This window comes from Streptomyces sp. Ag109_O5-10, assembly GCF_900105755.1.
GTDB lineage: Bacteria > Actinomycetota > Actinomycetes > Streptomycetales > Streptomycetaceae > Streptomyces.
Genome location: NZ_FNTQ01000001.1, coordinates 8,851,569 through 8,873,910 on the forward strand (window position 1 = coordinate 8,851,569; position 22,342 = coordinate 8,873,910).

Below are 22,342 nucleotides of genomic sequence, written 5' to 3' on the forward strand. Positions count from 1 at the left end.
TGTCCCTCTCGCGGTATCGCGCCGACCGCCGCCCGCACGCGTGCTTCGTCCTTCCGGCTCCCGGACGCCCCGGGGCAGTGAGCAGGGGCCGGCCCCGACACCGCCGAGGGTCCTGCCGTCGAACCCTCGCGTCGCGACCGGCCCGGGCACCCGCCCCGCATCCGTCCCACCGCCGCTCGTCCCCCGATCACCCGCCCCTCAGCAACCGTCAGTGCGCCCCGTCCTGGAGAGGGACCTCCCCATGCCTCGGTATCGGCCGGAGAACGGCGGTCCGGCGTGCGGACGAACTGTGCTCGGGTCGAGGGAAGGAACGCATGCCATGACGAGTCCCGAATCCGAACAGACCCTGACCGGTGACGTGTTGGTGATCGGCGGCGGGCCGGCCGGCACCTGGTCCGCGATCGAGGCCGCCCAGGCCGGGGCCGGTGTCGTCCTGGCCGACAAGGGCTACACGGGTGCGAACGGCGCGACCGCGTCGGTCGGCACCGGCATCTGGTACGTCGACGACGTCCCCGAGCTGCGCGAGGCCGCCATGGCGAGCAGGGAGGGCCTGGGCGGGTTTCTCGCCGACCGGGACTGGATGGCCCGGGTCCTCGACGAGACCCACGCCCGCATGGACGAGCTGGCCCGGGTGCAGCGTTACCCCTTCCCCGTCGACGCCCGGGGCCGTCAGCTCCGCGGTGACCTCCAAGGTCCCGAGTACATGCGCCGGCAGCGGATCCGCGTGCAGCGCCTGGGCGTACGCATCCTCGACCGCACTCCGGCGCTGGAGCTGCTGGTCGATGCCGACGCGGTCGTGTCGGGCGCGCGGGCGGTGGAGCGTACGACCGGGGAGAGCGTCCGCGAACTCGGCTGGGGCAAGGGCCGGGCACTCGGCGCTCGCAGTGCGGTCGGCCCCCGGTACCCGGACTGAGAACCGGCGCCGGCCCTGCCGACGTTGACGTGCCGTCACGGCTGACCGAAGGTGCGCAGGGCCAGTTCCGTGCGCAGCCGGGTCAGCCGGTCGATCTCGGCGTCGAGGGCCGCGAGCCTGCGGACGATCACCCCGGAGCCGGGCCGGTCGCTGTCGGGGTGGCCGCACCGCCCCGGCGGGAGTTCGCCGAGCAGGGCGAGCCGGTCGGTGAGACTGCGCAGGTCCTCGACGGTGAGGCCGAGCGCCAGCAGTTCACGGATGACACGGACTCTGGCCACCTCGTCGGGCCCGTACTCACGTTGCCCGGCGGCTGTGCGCCGCGGTGGCGGCAGCAGCCCCCGTTCCTCGTAGAACCGCAGTGCCCGCGGGGTGGTCCCCGCGGCTGCAGCCGCGTCCCCGATCCGCATGTCCACCCCCGAGCCTCGGCCTCTGCCGCCGCGACCGCGCGCCTGCGCGTCACCGTGGCGGCAACTCCACGACGACGGTTCCGAAGTGCTGCCCCTCCAACAGTTCCCGCAACGCCCGAGGGGCGCGATCCATGCCCGGGATCCGTGCCTGAGGGAAGGTGATGTCGCCGGAGCGCAGCCAGTCCCCGAAGCGCCTGGTCCACTCCGCCGCGACGTCGGGATGGTCCTGTCCGCTGTAGCCGTGCAGCGAGACGCCCTGGCCGACCAGGCGGAAGGTGTCGATCTCCGTGGGTGAACTGCCACCGCCGCGGTTCGGCGACAGCTGTCCCGACAGCGCGCCCACCAGGGCGAAGCGGGCGCCCCGGCGCGCGGTGCGCACAGCCGCCGTGAGCTGCTCACCGCCGACGTTGTCCACGAGTACGTCGATGCCGTCCGGTGCCGCCGCGGCCAGTTGCTCGTCGAAGGGCCGGTTCCCGGGCACCACGACCGCGTCGTAGCCCAGTTCGGCCCGCAGCCGCTCGGCCTTGGCCGGCGACCGGGTGCTCCCGATGACCCTGCCGGCCCCCAGCAGCCGGGCGATCTGGCCGGCCAGCGTACCCACGGCTCCGGCCGCTCCCGTGACGAACACCGTGTCGCCTGGGCGGACTTCGGTGAGCCGGGTCAACGCCCCGTAGGCGGCCGAACCGGACGAGAGGTGGGCGACCGGGTCGGGCAGGAGGTCGCCGAGTGTGGTGCAGTCCGTCGCCGCGACCAGTGCGTACTCGCGCCACCCGAGCAGGTGCGTGACCTTGTCCCCCGGACGCAGCGGACCGCCGGGCCCGGCCGCGACGACCTCACCCACCGCGGGGCCGTACAGAGCGTCACCGGGGTGGATGCGGGGCAGCGGCATGCCGTCGGCCTCGTCCCCGACGAGCGTGCGCAGTCCGGGAAAGACCAGGAAGTACTGGTTCCTGACGAGGACTTGTCCAGGCCCGGGGTGAGGGAGCGGCCTTGGCGTGATCGTGAGGTGTTCGGGTCCGGGCAGTCCGCCGGGTGTGGCGGTCAGCAGGATCTCGCGGGACGTCGAGGGCAGCTCGGCGGGCATGTCGGGGCTCCTGAACGGGTTCCGGGGGGGTGAGCGAGGGCCCGGACAGCCGGACGGTCGGGCTGCCGGAGCGCAGAACCTAACCCCTGACGCGTACGTCAAGGGCAAGCCGGTCGCGCTGCCCCTCGACGGCGCCACGAACCGAATCCACCACCGTGGAGGGGTGTTCGACGAGCCGGACACCCTGTCATGCCGACCCGAAGGCTCCGTTGACACCCTGCGCTCCGCGTGCTTGCATCCCGCCATGCCGTCGCTGGAGCCTCTGACCCGCCGCCGCGCCGTGGACCTCGTCCGGGTCGCCGCCGCGCTGTGTCGGACGAGCGGCTGATCGCCCCCTCCGCTCGCTGACCGCTCTTTCAGCCGCCAGTCCGGCACGCCCGGTCGTACCGGCTGCCGCCGGGTGCCCCGGCCCCGGCCCCTCGTCGCACCCTGCCGCGCTCCTCCGCCCTCTCATGACGAGGACCCGCCATGTCTGCTGCCACTCCCTCCGGTCACCGCCACGAAACCGACTACGACCGCCGGAGGCTGCGCCAGTGGCTCGCCGGTGAGGCCAGAGCCGACGGGGTCACCCGCCGCCGGCTGCTCACCCTGCTCGCCGCCACCGCCGCCGGGACGGCACTCGGGAGTTCCCGCTCCGCCCGCGCCGCCGTCGCCGGAATCGTCAAGCCGCTGCCGCCCGAGTGGTTCATCGAGCGCGGCACCAACGCCGAGACCCGCTGGGAGGCACTGCGCGGGACCGGTCACCACACCCCCAACGAGCTGTTCTTCGTGCGCAACCACACCGCCACCCCCGTCCTGGACGCCGGTGACTGGCGACTGCGGCTGTGGGGGAGCGGACTGCGCGGCAGCCCGGGCGAGGACCGGTCGGTGGAGTTCGGGTACGACGACCTGCGCGCCCTGCCGGCCGTCACCCGGACCGCCTTCGTCGAGTGCGCCGGCAACGGCCGCTCCTACTACACGACCCAGCAGGGCGAGACCGTCACCGGCACCGCGTGGACCCTGGGCGCGGTCGGGGTCGCACGCTGGCGCGGGGTGCGCCTCGCCGACGTGCTGCGCAGGGCCGGGCTCTCCCACGACGCCGTGGACGTGCAGCCGCGCGGCCTGGACGCCGAGTACGTCAGCGGCGGCGAGAACCTCGGCCGGGTCCGCCGTCCACTGCCGTTGGCCAAGGCACTGGACGACGTACTGCTCGCGTACGAGATGAACGGTGAGCGGCTTCCGTACGACCACGGGTATCCGGTGCGGGTGCTGGTGCCCTCCTGGGTGGGGATCGCGTCGATCAAGTGGGTCGGCGACATCGAGGTGTCCGCCGAGCCGCTCTACTCGCCCTGGAACACCACCTTCTACCGCCTGTTCGGCCCCGCCTACCCGCAGGGCGGCAGCGCACCGCTCACCCGGCAGGCGACGAAGAGCGCCTTCGAGCTCGCCGACGGGGCCACGTTCACGGCGGGGCACCGGCACGTACTGCACGGACGGTCGTGGTCGGGTGCGGGCGCCGTCGCCCGGGTCGACATCAGCACCGACGGCGGGACGAGCTGGCGCCGTGCCCGCCTGCGCGACCGGCCCCGCGCCGGTACCTGGACCCGCTGGTCCTTCGACTGGCACCCCGAGGAACCCGGCGCAACCCAGCTGCTGGCCCGGGCCACCGACACCGCCGGCCGCTCTCAGCCGGACGCCGCCGTGCCCAACACACAGGGCTACCTGTTCGACGCGGTGGTACGGCATCCGGTGAGCGTGGTGTGACGGCTCGCCGCCCGGCCTTCTGATCCGGCGACGTGGAAAGTGCGCTCTTGTCATGACAGGACGGGACGGCGGACTCTGGCAGCAGGCACAGCGGTACGCGTACCGGACGTCGGATCCCCGACGACCCTGAGGCGGCTCAGGAGGCTCCCGGATGTCGGTTTCACCGGAGTGTGGCGTTGATGGCCCTGCCGTCACCGAACAACAGGCGGAGGCGCTGGTCGAGGGAGTCTGTTTCAAGACGGGCCCGCCGCGCAGCGTCGGCGTCGAAGTGGAGTGGCTCGTCCACCGGGAGCGCGCGCCGCACGAGCCCGTGGGCCGGGAGGAACTGGCGGCGGCCCACGCCGACCTGCGCGACCTCCCGCTGACGTCCGGGCTGAGCATCGAGCCCGGCGGCCAGGTGGAGCTGAGTTCCCGGCCGGCCCCGTCGCTGGCCGCGTGCGTCTCGGAGGTCTCCGCCGATCTCGACGCGGTGCGCACCGCACTCCACGAGCACGGTCTGGCCCTGGCCGGCATGGGCGTCGATCCCTGGCAGCGGCCTCGCCGCTTCCTGCGGGAGCGGCGCTACGACGCGATGGAGGCCTGTCTCGACCGCACGGGCCGGGCGGGGCGCACCCTGATGTGCACGTCGGCCTCCGTCCAGGTCTGCCTCGACGGCGGACGGGAGGAGCCCGGTGTCATGGGATTCGCGCGCCGCTGGTGGCTGGCGCACCACCTGGGCGCGGTCCTGGTCGCGGTGTTCGCGAACTCGCCCATGGCCGAAGGCCGCCCCACGGGCTGGCTGTCCACCCGGCAGCTGATGTGGGCGGAACTCGATCCGGGACGGGCCGGCGGTCCCTCCCTGTCCCACGATCCCCGGCACGCCTGGGTCCGGCGGGTCCTCGACGCGCCGGTGATGTGCGTACGCCGGGACGGCCCCTGGGAGGTGCCGGACGGGGTGAGCTTCCGCGAGTGGACCCGCTCGCGCACCATGCGCCCGCCGACCCACGCGGACCTCGAGTACCACATCAGCACACTGTTCCCGCCGGTCAGGCCGCGCGGACACCTGGAACTGCGCATGATCGACGCACAGCCGGGCGACGACGGGTGGATCGTGCCGCTCGCGGTGGTCACGGCCCTGTTCGACGACCCGGGCGCCGCCGCGATCGCGAACCGGGCCGTGACACCCCTGGCCGAGCGCGGCGCCGGTGCCCCGGCGCCGCACAATCCGCTGTGGACCGCCGCGGCCCGCCACGGGCTCGCCGACCCGGGACTCAGGCGTGCCGCGGTGACCTGTTTCGCCGCGGCGCTGGACGCCCTGCCGCGACTGGGCGCGAGCACCGGGGTCGTGGCCGCCGTCGCGGCCTACGCCGACCGCTACGTCGCACGCGGTCGCTGCCCGGCCGACGACGTACTCGACCGGGAGGCGCCCGCACGGCTGCGAGCGGAACGGTGAGCCGCGCCCCGGTGTTGCCCGAGGAGTGTCAGAGGCGGTCAAGACGCCAGGGGGGCGCGAGAGTTCGGGCCGCGCGTTGTGCTCCGTGGCGATTTCGTGGCGCTTGCGAGGGACGACGTGGCGCTTCCGTGGGACGACCTCTGCCCGGTGCGCCGACCGAACAGGGAAGGGCGCTGCGTGTGTGCCTACGGATTCACGTGCTCGTGTGCGCGGGGCCCCAGGTCGGCTGAGCCGGGCGGGGCGTTCGGCCGCCGCGCCGACGGACCGGCACCGGGTGCCGGTCCGTCGGCGGCGGGGTCCCGTCGCCGAGGGGCTCAGCCCGCCTGCCGCCGCTCGGGTGCGGAGCGGTGGGTGAGGGGCGCGCGCAGGCCGAGGTGTTCGCGCAGCGTGGTGCCGGTGTAGTCGGTGCGGTAGACCCCGCGTTCCTGCAGTTCGGGGACGAGCAGGTCGACGATGTCGTCGAGGCCGTCGGGGATGAGGTACGGCGTGACGTTGAAGCCGTCGACCGCGCCGTGTCGCACGAAGCGGGCGAACTTGTCGGCCAGACCGGACGGGGTGCCGATGTGCCCGCGCTGGGGTCCGAGCGCGATGACGGTCTCGCGCAGCGACCAGCCGTGCGCCTCGGCCTTCGCCCGCCACTCCGCCACCACCGAGCGCGGGTCGGCGATGCGCCGGGCCCCGAAGGAGCCGTCGTTCTCGGCGACGACCGGGCCCTCGGCGGGCAGCGGTCCGTCGGCGTCGCGGTCGGACAGGTCGATGCCCCACAACAGCCCGGCGATCCCGAGCGCCGTCGCGGGAGTGACCTGCTGCAGCCGGATCCAGCGCTTCTTCTCCTCGGCCTCCTGCTCTGTGGCGCCGATGATGATCTCGGTGCCGGGCAGGATCCGCAGGTCGTCGTCGGGCCGCCCGGCCGCCCGCAGCCGGCGCCGGATGTCATCGGCGAAGGCCAGCGCGTCGTCGAAGTCGTTGCCGTGCGCGGAGAAGATGACGTCCGCGTTGCGGGCGGCGAAGTCGCGCCCCTCGCCGGAGTCACCCGCCTGGAAGATCACCGGGTGGCCCTGGGCGCTGCGCGGCAGGGTGGGGGCGAGGTCGACGTCGAACTGCGGCCCCCGGTGGCGCACTCGGCGTACCGCGCCGGGCACCGACCAGGCGGGCGCGTCCGCGGACGTGGCGACCGCCCGGTCGTCCCAGCCGTCCCACAGGGCGCGGGCCACGGTCAGGAACTCCTCGGCGCGCCGGTAGCGGTCGGCGTGGTCGAGGTAGCCCCCGCGGCGGAAGTTGGCGCCGGTCCAGGCGTTGTCCGTGGTCACCACGTTCCAGCCGGCCCGGCCCTCGGAGAGGAGGTCGAGACCGGAGAGCCGGCGGGCGAGATCCGCCGGCTCGTTGAAGGTCGAGTTGGAGGTGGAGACCAGGCCGATCCGGCGGGTGACCGCGGCCAGCGCCGCGAGCTGGGTGATGGCGTCCGGCCGTCCGGCCACGTCGAGATCGTGGATCCTGCCGTCGACCTCGCGCAGCCGGAGTCCCTCACCGAGGAAGAAGGCGTCGAACAGGCCCCGTTCGGCGGTCTGCGCGACGCGCCGGAAGGAGGCGGGGTCGATCTGCGAGCCGCTGTCGGGCGCGGACCAGATGGTCCAGTGGTTCACACCCTGGAAGAACACCCCGAAGTGCAGCTGGGCGTGCGGCCGGGGGACGTCGAGGGGGTCGGTGCGGGTCATCGGGTCTCCTCCTGGACGGCCGCGGCCGCGAACCGGTTGGCGGGACGCTCCAGACCAAGGGCCGAGCGCAGGGACGTGCCGGGCAGCGGCCGGGCGACGAGACGCCGCTCGGACAGGGCCGGCAGGACGAGGCGGGAGAGGACGGCCAGATCCTCGTCCAGCACCAGCGGATGCAGCCGCACCCCGTCCACGTGACGGCTCAACTCGTCCAGGACGGCGACCAGTCCGGCCGCCGCCCCGACGTACCGCAACCGCCCGCGGTCCGCCCACGGCGCATGCCGCTCCAGGTCGGCGACGCGCTCGGTGCCGGTCGCGTCCGGGCCGTCCAGGGCCACCTCGACCTCGGCGAAGACGCGGGGCGTACCCGCGCCGGCGGCGGCCGCGGCGACCGCGGCCGGGTCACGGCCGTCGACCAGCGCGACGTCGAGCCGCGCGGCCGGCACCCGGTCCGGGCGGCCCAGGACGACGAGCTGCCCCTGCGGGGGGCGCGGCACGATCGCGGGGCCCTTGACCGCGTAGGTCTCCCCGGTGAAGTCGATGTAGTGGAGCCGGTCGCGGTCGAGGTAGCGGCTCGTGGCGACGGACCGGATGACCGCGTCGTCCTCCCACGAGTCCCACAGGGCGCGGGCCACCTCGACACCGTCCTCGGACTCCCGGGCCCGCGCGGCCGCGTCGGCGACCAGAGGGCGCCCCCAGACCCGGGCAGCCTCGGGGTGTTCCTCCTCCGTCACCACCCACCCGGCACGGCCGACGGAGAGGTGGTCCAGGGACGCCAACTGGCTGGAGACATGGAAGGGTTCGGCATACGTGACCGGGACGACGGGCGCGATCCCGATCGTGCTCGTGGACGCCGCGACGAAGGCGGCCCGCTCCACCGCCCCGATACGGCCGACGGGATCGGGCCCGGCACCGGGCGGCAGTACCCCGTCGTCCAGGGTGACCAGAGTGAACCCGGCGTTCTCGGCCACGGCGGCCGACCCGGCCGCACGGCGCGGGGCGAGCAGTCGGTCGGGTGTGTGGGCGGCGCGGCGCCAGGCCGCGGGGTGGGCGCCGTCGCCGTCGATCTCGACGGCGAGGTGCAGGCCAGGGCCGGACAATGGACGTTCCTTCCGGGAAACACGGGGACGCGCGACCGCGGGGCCGCGGCGAAGGAGCCGGACGGGGAGCCCGGCTGGACAGCCGGGACGGGCCGCGGCGGGAGGAGACCCGACGGGCCGCTGCGGGGGCAGGATCAGAAGGCCACGGCCGGACGGGCCGGGCGGCGGGGCCGTTGTGCGAGGTGACGGCGAGACGAGCCGACAGGGCTCAGCGGCGTGCGGAAGGACAGACGGCGGAGCAGGTGCGGCAGTAGTCGACATGCCTGCGCACGATCAGCCGCACGCCACAGCGCCCACCTCGCGGTGCCGCGCCGGATGCGTGCATCAAGGGCCTCCACCCATCAGAAACCGATCGGTTCACCGTACGTCGCCCGACCCGGCTGGTGTCAAGGACGGGCCACCCGGCCCACACCGCTGTCACCGTTCTCCCGGCGCGGTGGGGCCGTGCGCCACGGCGACACGGTGGCGTGCCGCGGCTCGGCCCCGACGGCGCGCCTGCCGTGCCGTCGAAAGCGATTGAAACCGTTCAATCGGCCCTGATCCGTCGCCCAGTGGCCGGAACCTGCTCACGGCCGACATGTGCCGACGACGACGCGAAATCACCTGCGCGACGATTGACCCCCGCCTCGCCCGGCTTTACGTTACCCACGCCCCTTCCGATTGAATCGATTCAAACAATGCCTCGTGTGTGTGAGGAGTCGCAGATGATCAGCAGGAGGAACATGCTCGCGGCCGCCGCTGCCACGGTCGCGGCGGCCGCCGTCGACGGTGTGCCGGCGGCGACCGCGTCGGCGTCCGGCCGCCCCGAGGCCGGGGCGCGGACCCGGCCGGACACGACGCACGACGCCCTGGGCGTCGCCGCGCCGACCGTGGAGTACGTCCGGCACCCCCTGGGCCTGGACGTCCAACGCCCCCGGCTGAGCTGGCCGTTGGTGTCCGACGGGGTGGACGTGCGGCAGAGCGCCTATCAGGTCCGGGTCGCCACCACGGCCTCGGGGCTGGCCCGCCCGGACGTCTGGGACAGCGGCAGGGTCGCCTCCGGCGAGTCCGTGCTCGTGCCGTACGCCGGCCCCGCGCTGCAGCCCCGGACGCGCTACCACTGGTCCGTGCGGGTGTGGGACGGCGCGGGCAGGGTCTCCGGCTGGAGCGAGCCCTCGTGGTGGGAGACCGGGCTCATGGGCACCGGCCGGTGGACCGCCGACTGGATCTCCGCACCGGCGATCCTCACCGACGCACCGTCCTTCGAGGGCGGTTCGTGGATCTGGTTCCCCGAGGGCGACCCTGCGAGCAGCGTCCCGGCGGCCACCCGCTGGTTCCGCCGCACCGCCGAACTGCCCGCCGGGATCACCGCGGCGACCCTCGCCATCACCGCGGACAACGTGTACGCCGTCTCCGTGAACGGCGTCGAGGTGGCGCACACCGACCTCGACACCGACAACGAGGACTGGCGCCGCCCGGCCGTGATCGACGTGCTGGACCGCGTACAGGCGGGCGACAACGTTATCGCCGTGTCCGCCACCAACGCGACCGAGGGGCCGGCCGGACTCGTCGCCGTCCTGGTGGTGCGGACCGCATCGGGCGAGCAGAAGGTGTTCACCGACGCCTCCTGGAAGGCCACGGACACGGAACCGGGCGACGGGTGGCGGGAGCCGGGGTTCGACGACGGGGGCTGGCTCACCGCCGGGGTGGCGGCCGCGTGGGGCGGCGGGCCGTGGGGGCGGGTCGTCCCGGTGTCGTACGCCGTCACGCAGCTGCGGCACGAGTTCCGGCTGCCGCGCAAGAAGGTGGCGCGCGCCCGCCTGTACGCCACGGCCCTCGGCCTGTACGAGGCCCGCCTCAACGGCAGCCGCGTGGGCGACGACCAGCTCGCACCGGGCTGGACGGACTACCGCACCCGCGTCCAGTACCAGACGTACGACGTCACCGGGCTGTTGCGGCCCGGCTCCAATGCCATCGGGGCGTACCTGGCGCCCGGCTGGTACGCGGGCAACGTGGGCATGTTCGGACCCGGCCAGTACGGTCGGCACCCGGCCCTGCGCGCACAGTTGGAGGTGGAGTACGCGGACGGCACGAGCGGGCGCGTCACGTCGTCCACCGACTGGCGGGCCGCCGCCGGGCCGATCGTCGCCGCGGACCTGCTGAACGGCGAGACGTACGACGCCCGCAAGGAGACGCCCGGCTGGACCTCACCCGGCTTCGACGACACGAACTGGCTCGGCGCGCGCGACGAGGGCGACATCGGACCCGGGCTGATCGTCGCGCAGGTGGACGGACCGGTGCGCGTGGAGCGGGAGTTGACTCCGCTGGCGGTGACCCGGCCCAAGCCCGGCGTCCACGTGTTCGACCTGGGGCAGAACATGGTCGGCTCGGTACGGCTGCGGGTGACGGGAGACGCGGGCACGACCGTGCGGCTGAGACACGCCGAGGTGCTCAACCCCGACGGCACGGTCTACACCGCCAACCTGCGGAGCGCGGCGGCGATGGACACGTACACCCTCAAGGGCGGCGGGGAGGAGGTGTACGAGCCGCGCTTCACCTTCCACGGGTTCCGCTACGTCGAGGTGACCGGGTTCCCCGGCACCCCCACGGCGAAGGCCGTCACCGGGCGCGTCATGCACACGGACGCCCCCTTCACCCTGGACTTCGAGACCGACGTGCCGATGCTGAACCAGCTGCACCACAACATCACGTGGGGCCAGCGCGGCAACTTCCTCTCCGTGCCGACCGACACGCCCGCGCGCGACGAGCGGCTCGGCTGGACGGGCGACATCAACGTCTTCTCGCCCACCGCCGCCTACACCATGGAGTCGGCCCGCTTCCTGTCCAAGTGGCTCGTCGACCTGCGTGACTCGCGGACTCCGGCGGGCGCGTTCACGGACGTGGCGCCGGTGGTCGGCACCCTCGGCAACGGCACCGCGGGCTGGGGCGACGCGGGCGTCACCGTGCCCTGGGCTCTCTACCGGGCCTACGGCGACCGCCAGGTCATCGCGGACGCCCTGCCGTCCGTCCGGGAGTGGCTGACGTACCTGGAACAGCACAGCGACGGGCTGCTGCGCCCCGCCGAAGGGTACGGCGACTGGCTGAACGTCGACGACGAGACCCCCAAGGACGTCATCGCCACCGCGTACTTCGCGCACAGCGCCGCCCTCGCGGCCGAGATGGCGGCGGAACTCGGCGCGGACGCGGACGCCGCGGCCTGCCGCGACCTCTTCGGCCGGATCCGGGCGGCCTTCCAGAGCGCCTACGTCACCGCCGACGGCAGGGTGAAGGGAGACACGCAGACGGCGTACGTCCTGGCGCTGTCCATGGACCTGCTGCCCGACGCCGCCCGTGAGGCCGCCGCCGACCGGCTCGTCGCCCTGATCGAGGCCAGGGACTGGCACCTGTCCACCGGCTTCCTCGGCACGCCGCGGCTGCTGCCCGTGCTGACCGACACCGGGCACACCGACGTCGCCTACCGGCTGCTGCAGCAGCGCACCTTCCCGAGCTGGGGCTACCAGATCGACCGGGGCTCCACCACGATGTGGGAGCGCTGGGACTCCATCCGGCCCGACGGCGGTTTCCAGGACCCGGCCATGAACTCGTTCAACCACTACGCCTACGGTTCGGTGGGGGAGTGGATGTACGCCAACATCGCGGGCATCGCGGCGGGCCGGCCCGGGTACCGCGAGATCGTGGTCCGCCCCCGCCCGGGCGGCGCCGTCACCACCGCCGACGCCCGCTTCACCTCGGTCTACGGCCCGGTCGCCACCCGGTGGCAGCAGCGGGCCGGCCGCTTCACCCTGAGCTGCGAGGTGCCGCCCAACACGACCGCCGAGGTCTGGATCCCGACGGACACGCCGAAGCAGGTGACCCGCACGCACGGCACCTTCCTGCGCCAGGAGGACGGCTGCGCGGTCTACCAAGTCGGCTCCGGAACACACCACTTCAGCGCCTGACGCCCACTCGCGCGTGGGGGGCGGGGCGGGCCCGCCCCCCACGCGTCCGCCTCGCCGCCGGACACCTCGACTGTGTTCTCCCGCCCCATTGTGTTGAGCCTTGCGCCCCCTTACTGTTCGACTTTGCCCGAGTCTGTTTGGTGTTGATTGCTCAAGTCGGTCTGGAGGCCGCGGTGCGGAGTGATCGGATCGGTTCAGAGGCGGCAAGGCCCGGTGGGCGCCGGTGGTGGCGGCCCGTCCTCGCGGCGGCCGCGACCATCGCCCTGGCGGCGGGCATGATCGCCCCCGCCGCGGCGGCACAGGACATCGGCGGGCGGGCGACCGCAGCCGAGACCGCCGCCACCGCCGCGGCCCCGCAGCCGCACACGGTGAGCCTCGACGGCTACTCCTTCCTCGTCGACGGCAAGCGCACCTACCTGTGGTCCGGGGAGTTCCACTACTTCCGGCTGCCGAGCCCGGACCTGTGGCGGGACATCTTCCAGAAGATGAGGGCCGCCGGGTTCAACTCCACCTCGCTGTACTTCGACTGGGGCTACCACTCGCCGAAGCCGGGCGTGTACGACTTCAGCGGGGTGCGGGACGTCGACAGGCTCCTCGACATGGCCCAGGAGGCCGGGCTCTACGTCATCGCCCGCCCGGCGCCGTACATCAACGCGGAGGTCGACAGCGGCGGCCTGCCCGGCTGGCTGACCACCAAGGCCGGGAACAACCGCAGCGACGACCCGCGGTTCCTGAAGTACGCCGACGAATGGCTGACCCAGATCGACCGGATCATCGCCCGCCACCAGCTGACCAACGGCACCGGCTCGGTCATCGCCTACCAGGTCGAGAACGAGTACTACAACGGCTCGGCCGCCGGCCGCTCCTACATGCAGCACCTGGAGGACAAGGCCCGCGCCGACGGCATCACGGTCCCGCTGACCGGCAACAACAACGGCACGTTCAACTCCGGCACCGGCGCCCTGGACGTCGACGGCCCGGACTCCTACCCGCAGGGCTTCGACTGCTCCAACCCCGCGAAGTGGAACGGCGTCCCGGACATCAGCTACGACCACCCCGCCGGAAAGCCGCTGTACTCACCGGAGTTCCAGGGCGGCGCCTTCGACCCCTGGGGCGGACCGGGGTACGACAAGTGCGCCCAGCTGATCAACGACCAGTTCGCCGACGTCTTCTACAAGCAGAACATCGCCGTCGGCACCACCGCGCAGAGCTTCTACATGACCTACGGCGGCACCAACTGGGGCTGGCTGGGCATGCCGGAGAACTACACCTCGTACGACTACGGTGCCGCGATCCGCGAGAACCGCCAGCTCGACCCGAAGTACTACGAGGACAAGCTGATCGGGTACTTCACCCAGTCGGTCGCCCCGCTGACCAAGACCGAGGCGATCAGAACCACCCCGCCGGACGACTCCGCGATCGTCGACACCGCCCGGATGAACCCCGACACGAAGACCCAGTTCCACGTCCTGCGGCACGGCAACTCCACGTCCACCGCGGTCGACAGGACGCACATCTCACTGGACTTCAACGCCCAGCCGGCCGCGGACACCACCTACACCTGGGACGACCCCGACTCCGCGCTCCAGTACGCCGGTTCCTGGTCGCACGTCGCCAACACCAGCTACACCGGCGGCGACTACAAGCACACCGAGTCGTTCTCCGCCAAGGCCGGTGACTCGCTCACCGTGCCCTTCGACGGCACCGCGATCCGCTGGATCGGCTCGAAGACGAACAACCACGGCTACGCCGACGTCTACCTCGACGGTACGAAGGCGGCGACGGTCGACGACTCCGGCGGCGAGAACCAGGCCGTGCTCTTCCAGAAGACCGGCCTGGCACCGGGTGCGCACACCCTGAAGATCGTGGTCGACGGGACCCACAGTCCGGGGTCGACGGACAACTACGTGGCCATTGACGCCATCGACGTTCCGACGGGCGACTCCGCCGCCGCGCCGACCTACCCGGTCGTGCCCCAGCAGCCCGGCACCGCGATCACCCTCGACGGCCGCGACTCGCACGTGATCGTCGCGAACTACCGGCTCGGGGACGCGCAGTTGCAGTACTCGACGTCGGAGCTCATGACCAGCGCGACGATCGGGGACCGGGACGTCGCCGTGCTCTACGGCGACCAGGACAGCGACGGCGAGACCGTGCTGCGCTACGCCACCGAGCCCACCGTCACCGCCACCGGCGGCACCGTCACCACCACCTGGGACGCGGCCACCGGCGACCTGCGCCTCGACTACACGCACAAGGGCCTGATCCGCATCAGCATCAGCGGCGCCGGGAAGCGCCCGCTCCTGCTGCTCGCCGGTGACAAGGCCACGGCCGAGACCTTCTGGCGCCAGGACACGTCGACCGGTCCGGTGCTGGTGCGCGGCACCCACCTGCTGCGCACGGCGACCAGCCTGGACGGCGGCCGTACCGTGGCGCTCACCGGCGACAACGCCGACGACAAGAACATCGAGGTGTTCACCGCCGCCGACCGCGTCACCTGGAACGGCAGGACGGTGCGCGGTGCGGCCGCCGGCACGGCGAGCCGCACCGGGACGATCCCGACGGCCGCCCCCGTCCACCTGCCGGAACTGACGAACTGGAAGCACGCCGAGGAGTCGCCCGAAGCGGCCCCCGGCTTCGACGACACCGGCTGGCAGGTGGCCGACAGGACGACCACCAACAGCGTCTCCGGCAGCGACGCGCAACCGGTGCTCTACGCGGACGACTACGGCTTCCACACCGGCAACACCTGGTACCGCGGCCGCTTCCGCACCACCGGCAAGGAGACCGGCGTCCACCTGGTCTCCGACTCCGGCGGCGGCGCGCAGGCGTTCTCCGCCTGGCTCAACGGCACTTTCCTGGGCAGCTCCACCACCGGCAGCGCCGACTTCACCTTCCCCGCCGGCTCGCTGAACGCCGAGGGCGACAACGTCATCTCCGTCCTCACCGTGAACATGGGGCACGAGGAGGACTACAACTCGACCAATGGCAACAAGACCGCCCGAGGCCTGACCAGCGCCTCCCTCACCGGGGCGCCGCTGACCTCCGTCACCTGGCGGGTACAGGGCGTCCGCGGGGGCGAGGACCTCCAGGACACCGTGCGCGGCCCGCTCGCCACGGGCGGCCTGTACGGCGAACGCGCCGGCTGGTCCCTGCCCGGCTACCCGGACCGCACCTGGGACCAGGTGTCCCTGCCGGCGACCGACACCCGCCCCGGCGTCTCCTGGTACCGCACCGATGCCGACCTGGACCTGCCGCACGGTCAGGACACCTCCGTCGGGCTGACGTTCACCGACGACCCGTCCCGCAAGTACCGCGCCACGATCTTCGTGAACGGCTGGCAGGTCGGCAACTACGTCAACTACCTCGGCCCCCAGCACACCTTCCCCGTGCCCAACGGCATCCTCAACCCCAACGGTCACAACAGCATCGCCATCGCCGTCTGGAACCTGGACGGCAGCACCGGCGGCCTCGGCAAGGTCTCCCTCACCGACTACGGCAGCTACGCCTCGTCCCTGCGGGTCGCGCAGAACGACAGCCCCCGTTACGACGCCGGGAAGTACGCGATGCCGCAACGCCCGGGGACGGACGTCACCCTGGACGTGCCGGACACCGCACAGTCGGCCCAGGCCTTCACGGCCGAGACGACGGTACGGGTGCCGGGGGACCGGCCGTCCGCCTCCCGCCTGACGGCAGCGCTCGCCGCGCCCGACGGCTGGACCGTGACCGCCACGAGCCCGGGCTCGGTCGAGCGGGTGCGACCGGGCGGATCGGCCACCTTCTCCTGGACGGTCAGGCCGCCGGACGGCACCCTCCCGTCCGCCTCGGCGCTCACCACCACGGTGCACTACGCGCAGAGCGGACGACAGACCACCGGCGGTGACGAGCGCATCGTCCGCGGGATCCCACCGACCCCGCCGGCCGGGCAGAGCGCGGTGAGCGACCTGCCGTTCCTGTCGTCCACCAACGGGTGGGGCCCGGTGGAGCGCGACACCAGCGTCGGCGAACAGGCGGCCGGGGACGGCCGTCCGATCACCGTCGCCGGCGTCGGCTACGCCAAGGGCCTGGGCACCAACTCGGTCAGTGACGTCCAGCTCTATCTCGCCGGACGCTGCTCCCGGCTCACGGCGGAGGTCGGCGTCGACGACGAGACCGGCGGCGCGGGAACGGTGACGTTCTCCGTGATCGCCGACGGCCGGACCCTGGTGACCACGCCGACGGTCCGCGGCAAACAGGCCGCGGTGCCGATCGACGTCGACGTCAGCGGCGCCAAGGTGCTCGACCTGAAGGTCGGCGACGCCGGCGACGGCAACGGCAACGACCACGGCGACTGGGGGACTCCGACGCTGACGTGCGGCTAGCCGGACGGCACACCGGGCACGGCCGCGAGGTCAACACGGGTGCCCTCGGGGGCACTTCGCACTGTCCGTAATCCTGGCCGGGCAGACCGTTTCGGAACGGAATGGCCGGCCGGGAGTATGGCATGCCGTGCAGGGGAGACCTCGGTCGGGTGAATGAGGAGAAGGCAAGTGGCCTCTGCCGTGCGGGAGTTCCCCCTCGCCGGTGTCGTGCCGGGGCGTCACCGCGGTGTCCGTCCGTGGTGCAGAAGGCGCTTGCGGGCAGGTTGACACGCCCGGGGGTACAGAGGCGGGCCGTTCGTGGCGGGGTAATGTGTTCAGGAATCGAACAGTTCCCCGTGGGAACCGCGATGACGGCTGCGACGGGAGAGCTGGCCGTCCGGGCCACCCGCATGTGACCTCTGAAGATGGAGCCGATGAACGTGTCGACCCGTGGCAGACGGCTGCGGAGCCTGGCCGCCACCGCGGCCATCGTCTGCGCGATCGCCGTGTTACCCGGCCCGAGTTACGCGACTCCCGGCAAACCGGATCCGCGCAACGACAAGTCGATCGAGGACATCCAGGACGAGCTGAACGGCCTCTACCGGCAGGCGGAGGTGGCGACCGAGGCCTACGACGCGGCCGGCGTGAAGGCGACCGAGCAGGAGAAGCGGCTCGCGTCGCTCCACACGGACCTGGCCCGTACCGAGAGCAAGCTCGCCGACCTGCACGACCTCGCGGGCGCGGCCGCCCGCACGCAGTACCGTGGCGGCAATCTCGACTCCACGGGCCTCCAGCTCCTGCTCGGCGACCACCCCGAGCACGCCCTGGACGACGCCGCCCAGGCCCGGCAGGCCCTGCGCGACGTGGTGACCGTGTCCGAGAACCAGGCGAACGTCCGCGCGCAGCTGAGCCGGCAGACGGACGCCGCCGCGGAGAAGCTGCGGGAACTGAAGAACACGCGCGCGGACAAGGCCGAGGCGAAGCAGAAGATCGAGAAGAGGATCGCCGAGGCCGAACAGATCGAGGCGGGCCTGAAGAAGGAACAGACCCGCAAGCTGGCCCAGTTGGAGAAGGATCAGGCGAAGGAGGCCGAGGCCAGGTGGACGGGACCCGGTTCCGGCGGCGGTACCTCGACCGGCACCGGTTCGAGCGGCGGCCGGACGAAGGTCAGCGGAGCGGCCGGGAAAGCCGTCGACTTCGCGTTGGCGCAGATCGGCAAACCGTACGTCTGGGGCGCCGTGGGCCCCTCGTCGTACGACTGCTCGGGGCTGACCTCCACCGCGTGGGCGGCGGCCGGGCACCCCATACCCCGCACCTCGCAGGCGCAGTGGCAGGGGCTGACCCGGGTCAGCCTGTCCTCCGTGCAGCCCGGCGACCTGATCATCTACTACGACGCCACCCACGTGGGCATGTACATAGGCGGCGGACAGATCGTCCACGCCCCGCGGCCCGGACGCACGGTCACGACCGCCCCGGCCGCCTCCATGCCCATCCTCGGTGTCGTCCGACCCGGAGTCTGAGCGGATGACCTCCTCAATGACCCCCCGCAACGGGGGAAACCTGCCCGCGCTGAGCGCACCGCCGCTGATCCGGCTCGACGCCTACGTGGCCGAGGACGGCTCGACGGTCGTCAACGGCCATCTGCTGGAGATGGGCGGCACGCGGCCCCCCAACGAGGCGATCCTCGACGCGATCGCCATGTTCGCCCGCACCCTGGGTGCCCCGGTGGCGGCCACCGTCATCGACCGCAGCGTGCTGCAGGTGGCGCGGCTGCGGGTCCACCCCGACGGCTCCAGCCGGACCATCGCCGACGAGGAGGACCTGCCGCCCGGACGGGAGCGCACCGCCGCGGAGGAGGAGGCGTTCCCGCCCCTCGCCCGCGTCGAACGCATCATCCAGCACGCGCAGCGAGGAGAGCTGCACGCCGCGTCCGTCCTCGCCAGCGCCCTGCGGGAACACCTCACCCTGCGCAGGGGTGCCGAGGACGAACTCTCGCTGGAGGCGCGGGCGATCGAGGCGTACCTCGCGTACCAGCGCGGCGACTACATGCTCTCCACCGTCCTCGCGCTGACCGTCGCCCGCATCCGCTGCCGCACCGACCTGAACCGGGCGGCCCCCGAGGTGGCCCGCGCCACCGCGGCTTGGCAGCGGCTGACGGACGACGGTCAGGTCGCCACCCGAGGGCAGGAACTGCTGCACATGTGGGAACACCTGGCCACCGAGGGCATCCCGCTGGAACCGTCCCACCAGGCCATGGCCCGAGCGGTCCGGAGCCGGCTCGAACGGGGCACCCGCTCACTGTCGGCCGCGGCCACGGCGCCGCCCACGGCACCGGCCGTGACGGCGGGCCAGGGACCGATCGCCCCCGAGGACACACCCCTCAGCCCCACCCGCCGGGGGATCCGCAGATTCACCCGGCGCCCCGGCCGCTCCGCCGGGTCACAGTCCTGAGCGCAGACGTCCGCAGCGCGAACAGGCCCCGACCGACCAGCCCAACGAGGTGGGCGATTGCTCAGTAGGCGTGGTGGACCTGCCAGAACGCCCAGGCCTGGCAGGGGCTGCCGTATGTGGTGTTCATGTAGTTGAGGCCCCACTTGATCTGCGTGGCCGGATTGGTCTGCCAGTCGGCGGCCACGGAGGCCATCTTGTTGCCCGGCAGGGCCTGGACGAGGCCGTAGGCGCCGGAAGAGGGGTTCACCGCGAGGTAGTTCCAGGTGGACTCGTGATCCACGATGTTGCTGAAGCACTGGAACTGGCCGCTGCCCACGATCTCCGCGGCGATCGCCTTGATCTGCGCCACGGTGTAGGAACTCTGCACCGGGAAGCCGGCGGTGGGGTCGCCGGCCGCGGCCTTGGCCTTTTCCCGTTCCTCGGCGGCGGCCTTCTTGGCCTTGGCGGCCTTGGCCGCAGCGGTCCGGGCGGCCTGCTCGGCGTCCTTGCGGGCGCCCGCGTCCGCCTGCACCGCCATGGCCTCGGCCTGCTGCGTCAGCGACGTGGTCTGCACCCGGGCCTGCTGCCCCGCGGGGAGGTCCGCGAGGAGGGTGGAGTCGGCCGCGGTCGCCTCCGCGTCGTTGTTCTGCGCGCTGCTGCCCGAGGCGACACCGACGACACTTCCGACAGCGGTGACCGCGGTGGCCGACGCCACCGCGAGTCCCCGGACCGTTATGCGGCTCACGCGCTTCTCTTCCTCTTCGCCCGGGCCACCGTGTGCGGCGGTCGACGGAAGTGTCTCGCTTGACGGGTGGGACAGTTGGAACACTCTTGCGTGCCGGCCCGGCCGGCGCAATGCCGGCGGGAGTGCGGATGCTCACACCTTCGCCGGGGCGGACTCAGGGGCCACCATGAGCCCCCATGAAAAGTGACGCGAACCGGCGCGACGGGTGGGTCGTCGGGATCGACGCCGGCGGCACCCGGACCCGTGCGGTCCTCGCGGACGCGCGTGACGGGCAGGTGCGCGGGGAGGGCGAGGCCGGGCCGGGCAACGCGCTGACCGTGCCCGGGCCCGAACTCGCCGCACATCTGGCCGAGGCGGTCGCGTCGGCCGTGCCCGCGGCGATGCGGGGGCAAGTCCTCGCGGTCGCCGCCGGTTTCGCGGGCGCCGCCCGGGCGCCGGAGGAGGAGCGGGGCCGGGTACGCGCGCGGGCCGCACTCGGCGCGGCGCTGTCACGGCTGGGGATCCGCACCGGTGCCGTCGAGGTCCACAGCGACGTCGAGGCGGCCTTCGCCGGGGCGCCCGGGCGCCCGGCGGACGGACTCGCCCTGGTGGCCGGCACGGGAGTGGTCGCCGCCCGGATCGTGGGGCGTGTGCCGGCCGCCACCTCTGGCGGGGACGGCTGGCTGCTCGGGGACGACGGCGGCGGGTTCTGGATCGGCCGCGAGGCGACCCGGGCGGCGCTGCGGGCCGTGGACGGGCGGGGCGGACCGACCGTGCTGACCGCCACCGTCGGCCGGGCTCTTGGGGTTGCGGCCGACACGCTGCCGCCGGCCGGCGGTGGGTGCTGGGCGCCCGCCCGGCGGGCCGCCTACCGGGCGGGGCTGCTGCCCGCCGTGCTGGACCGCCCGCCGGTACGGCTGGCCGACCTCGCGCCACTGGTGCTTGAGGCGGCGGCGGACAACGATCTCGTCGCCCGGGGGATCCTCCGGGAGGCGGTCGCCCATCTCGTCCTGACCGTGCACGCGTTGCGACCACGCCCGGGCGAACTCCTGGTCGTCACGGGCGGCTTGACCGCCCCGGACGGTCCGCTGCTCACCCCGCTCGCGGCACGGCTCGCCGGCCTCACGATCGTCCCGGTGGCGGACGGCCGGGCGGGGGCCGTGGCACTGGCACGGCTGCTCACCGGCCATCGGCCCGCCGACACCCCGTGATTACTGGCACCAGCCGATTCCTCCGCCCCCGCCCGCCGCGCGCTCCGGGACCGGTCGCCTCACCGCGCCCGGTGTTCTCCCCAGGAGGGCCGGTGAAGAACACGGTCGACTCGGCAGAGGTCACACGCACAGGGCTCCTACGGGTGCAGGTGGAGCCCCTTCCTGGCATCGCGGAATGGCTCGATCACCCAGCTACCTGGTCTGTCGTTGGTCCATCCCTGCACCCAGCGGTCGTCGGCTCAGTGCGATCGCCGGGCCCTCACCGCGTGCTGCCCGGCGATGTGGTCGGTCAACGCCAGTGCGGCGCTGGCCCGTTGGTAGGTGAGCTGGGCGACCCGGACGTACAGGCAGTCGATGAGCAGCAGCACCGAGTGGCGGGCGCCGATGATGCCGGTGGGGAAGCTGGTCTCCGGGGTGGACGAGATGAGCCGGATGCCGGCGGCGCGGGCGAGCGGGGAACGCGGGTCGGCGGTGAGGGCGATCGTGGTCGCGCCGCGCCGCCCGGCCGTCTCGAACGGCTCGGTCGTCTCGCGGGTGGACCCGGAGTGCGAGATGCCGAGCGCGACGTCGGCGGGGGTGAGCAGCGCGGCGGAGGTGACCGCGGCGTGCACCTCGGTCCAGCCGCGCACCGAACAGCCGATCCGGAACAGCCGGGTCTCGGTCTCCTGCGCCACCGCGCCGCTGCCGCCCACGCCGTAGACGTCGATCCTGCGGGCCCGGGCCATCGCCTGCGCGGCCCGCTCGACCGCGTCCAGGTCGATCCGGTCCAGGGTCTGCTGGACGGCCCGCAGGTCCGCGGTGCCGACCACCTTCACCACTCGCTCCAGGCTGTCGTCCGGGGAGATGTCCGGACCGATCTCGGCCGTGCCCCAGTCGGAGACCTCGCCGCGGCCCCGCTCCTGCGCGAGCGCGATCAGCAGGTGCTGGTAGGAGTCGAGACCGACGGCCCGGCAGAAACGGGTGACGGTCGCCTGCGAGGTGCCGGTACGGCGGCCCAGCTCCGCGGCCGAACAGTGCGCGACGGCGGCCGGATCCGCGAGGATCAGCTCGCCCACCTTCCGCAGGGAACCGGCCAGGCGCGGCAGCTCGGTTCGGATCAGTGCGGTGACGTCGGTCGAGGGCATGGGGAGACCGTACCTGGCACCTTACGAGCCGTCAGTTGAATACCGGGCCCGCAGCGGCACGCCGTTGCACCGGCTGCCGGGTGCCTGATTCATCGATCCGCCGATCGGGGCGAGTCCGGGGTGGTCCGATCCACCGCCGTTCCGGGTTCCGGCGGCCACGGGTTCCGGCGGTGCCGTCCCCGGG

General features: G+C 73.1%; 14 protein-coding genes. 8 read left to right on the plus strand and 6 right to left on the minus strand.

Annotated features, from left to right (window positions below; translation table 11 throughout):
* Nucleotides 1–319 precede the first annotated feature (319 nt).
* The gene (locus BLW82_RS40340; protein ID WP_093507095.1) at nucleotides 320–913 is read left to right on the plus strand and encodes an FAD-dependent oxidoreductase; all 594 of its coding nucleotides are present in this window, start codon (nucleotides 320–322) and stop codon (nucleotides 911–913) included.
* Nucleotides 914–948: 35 nt separating this feature from the next.
* On the opposite strand, the gene BLW82_RS40345 is transcribed toward BLW82_RS40340, so the two are convergent.
* On the minus strand, nucleotides 949–1,320 hold the full coding sequence (locus tag BLW82_RS40345; RefSeq protein WP_093508534.1) for a MerR family transcriptional regulator: 372 nt from the start codon (nucleotides 1,318–1,320) through the stop codon (nucleotides 949–951).
* A gap of 49 nt (nucleotides 1,321–1,369) precedes the next feature.
* Nucleotides 1,370–2,404 (minus strand): MDR family NADP-dependent oxidoreductase, encoded by a 1,035-nt coding sequence (locus BLW82_RS40350; protein WP_093507097.1) that lies wholly within the window; start codon nucleotides 2,402–2,404, stop codon nucleotides 1,370–1,372.
* 468 nt (nucleotides 2,405–2,872) lie between these two features.
* On the opposite strand from BLW82_RS40350, the gene BLW82_RS40360 reads away from it, so the two are divergent.
* Nucleotides 2,873–4,147, plus strand: a complete 1,275-nt coding sequence (locus BLW82_RS40360; RefSeq protein WP_093507101.1) for a sulfite oxidase — start codon at nucleotides 2,873–2,875, stop codon at nucleotides 4,145–4,147.
* Between the two features lie 151 nt (nucleotides 4,148–4,298).
* A complete protein-coding gene (gene egtA / locus BLW82_RS40365; protein WP_093507103.1) occupies nucleotides 4,299–5,579 on the plus strand; it encodes an ergothioneine biosynthesis glutamate--cysteine ligase EgtA in 1,281 nt (426 codons plus the stop codon).
* Between the two features lie 314 nt (nucleotides 5,580–5,893).
* On the opposite strand, the gene BLW82_RS40370 is transcribed toward egtA, so the two are convergent.
* Nucleotides 5,894–7,294, minus strand: coding sequence for an NtaA/DmoA family FMN-dependent monooxygenase (locus BLW82_RS40370; protein WP_093507105.1), 1,401 nt, complete (start codon nucleotides 7,292–7,294; stop codon nucleotides 5,894–5,896).
* Nucleotides 7,291–8,391: an LLM class flavin-dependent oxidoreductase gene (locus tag BLW82_RS40375; protein ID WP_093507107.1), complete on the minus strand. Its 1,101-nt coding sequence runs from the start codon at nucleotides 8,389–8,391 to the stop codon at nucleotides 7,291–7,293. The genes BLW82_RS40370 and BLW82_RS40375 overlap by 4 nt, the downstream gene beginning before the upstream one ends.
* 704 nt (nucleotides 8,392–9,095) lie before the next feature.
* Between BLW82_RS40375 and BLW82_RS40380 the strand changes: the two genes are divergently transcribed.
* From BLW82_RS40380 to BLW82_RS40390, 4 genes are all read left to right on the plus strand, one after another.
* Entirely contained in the window at nucleotides 9,096–12,329 is a 3,234-nt protein-coding gene (locus tag BLW82_RS40380; protein ID WP_093507109.1) for an alpha-L-rhamnosidase, read from the plus strand.
* Between the two features lie 173 nt (nucleotides 12,330–12,502).
* A complete protein-coding gene (locus tag BLW82_RS40385) occupies nucleotides 12,503–16,690 on the plus strand; it encodes a beta-galactosidase (protein ID WP_093507111.1) in 4,188 nt (1,395 codons plus the stop codon).
* 413 nt (nucleotides 16,691–17,103) lie between these two features.
* The gene (locus BLW82_RS43685) at nucleotides 17,104–18,189 is read left to right on the plus strand and encodes a C40 family peptidase (RefSeq protein WP_107408598.1); all 1,086 of its coding nucleotides are present in this window, start codon (nucleotides 17,104–17,106) and stop codon (nucleotides 18,187–18,189) included.
* A gap of 4 nt (nucleotides 18,190–18,193) precedes the next feature.
* Nucleotides 18,194–19,120 carry a hypothetical protein gene (locus BLW82_RS40390; RefSeq protein WP_107408599.1) on the plus strand — a complete coding sequence of 309 codons (927 nt, stop codon included), beginning with the start codon at nucleotides 18,194–18,196 and terminating at the stop codon, nucleotides 19,118–19,120.
* A gap of 61 nt (nucleotides 19,121–19,181) precedes the next feature.
* On the opposite strand, the gene BLW82_RS40395 is transcribed toward BLW82_RS40390, so the two are convergent.
* On the minus strand, nucleotides 19,182–19,844 hold the full coding sequence (locus BLW82_RS40395) for an aggregation-promoting factor C-terminal-like domain-containing protein (protein ID WP_177233222.1): 663 nt from the start codon (nucleotides 19,842–19,844) through the stop codon (nucleotides 19,182–19,184).
* Between the two features lie 176 nt (nucleotides 19,845–20,020).
* Here BLW82_RS40395 and BLW82_RS40400 point away from each other — a divergent pair, with 176 nt between their 5' ends.
* Nucleotides 20,021–21,034, plus strand: a complete 1,014-nt coding sequence (locus BLW82_RS40400; protein WP_093507113.1) for an N-acetylglucosamine kinase — start codon at nucleotides 20,021–20,023, stop codon at nucleotides 21,032–21,034.
* 239 nt (nucleotides 21,035–21,273) lie between these two features.
* On the opposite strand, the gene BLW82_RS40405 is transcribed toward BLW82_RS40400, so the two are convergent.
* Nucleotides 21,274–22,158 (minus strand): MurR/RpiR family transcriptional regulator, encoded by an 885-nt coding sequence (locus BLW82_RS40405; RefSeq protein ID WP_093507115.1) that lies wholly within the window; start codon nucleotides 22,156–22,158, stop codon nucleotides 21,274–21,276.
* Between the last annotated feature and the right edge of the window lie 184 nt (nucleotides 22,159–22,342).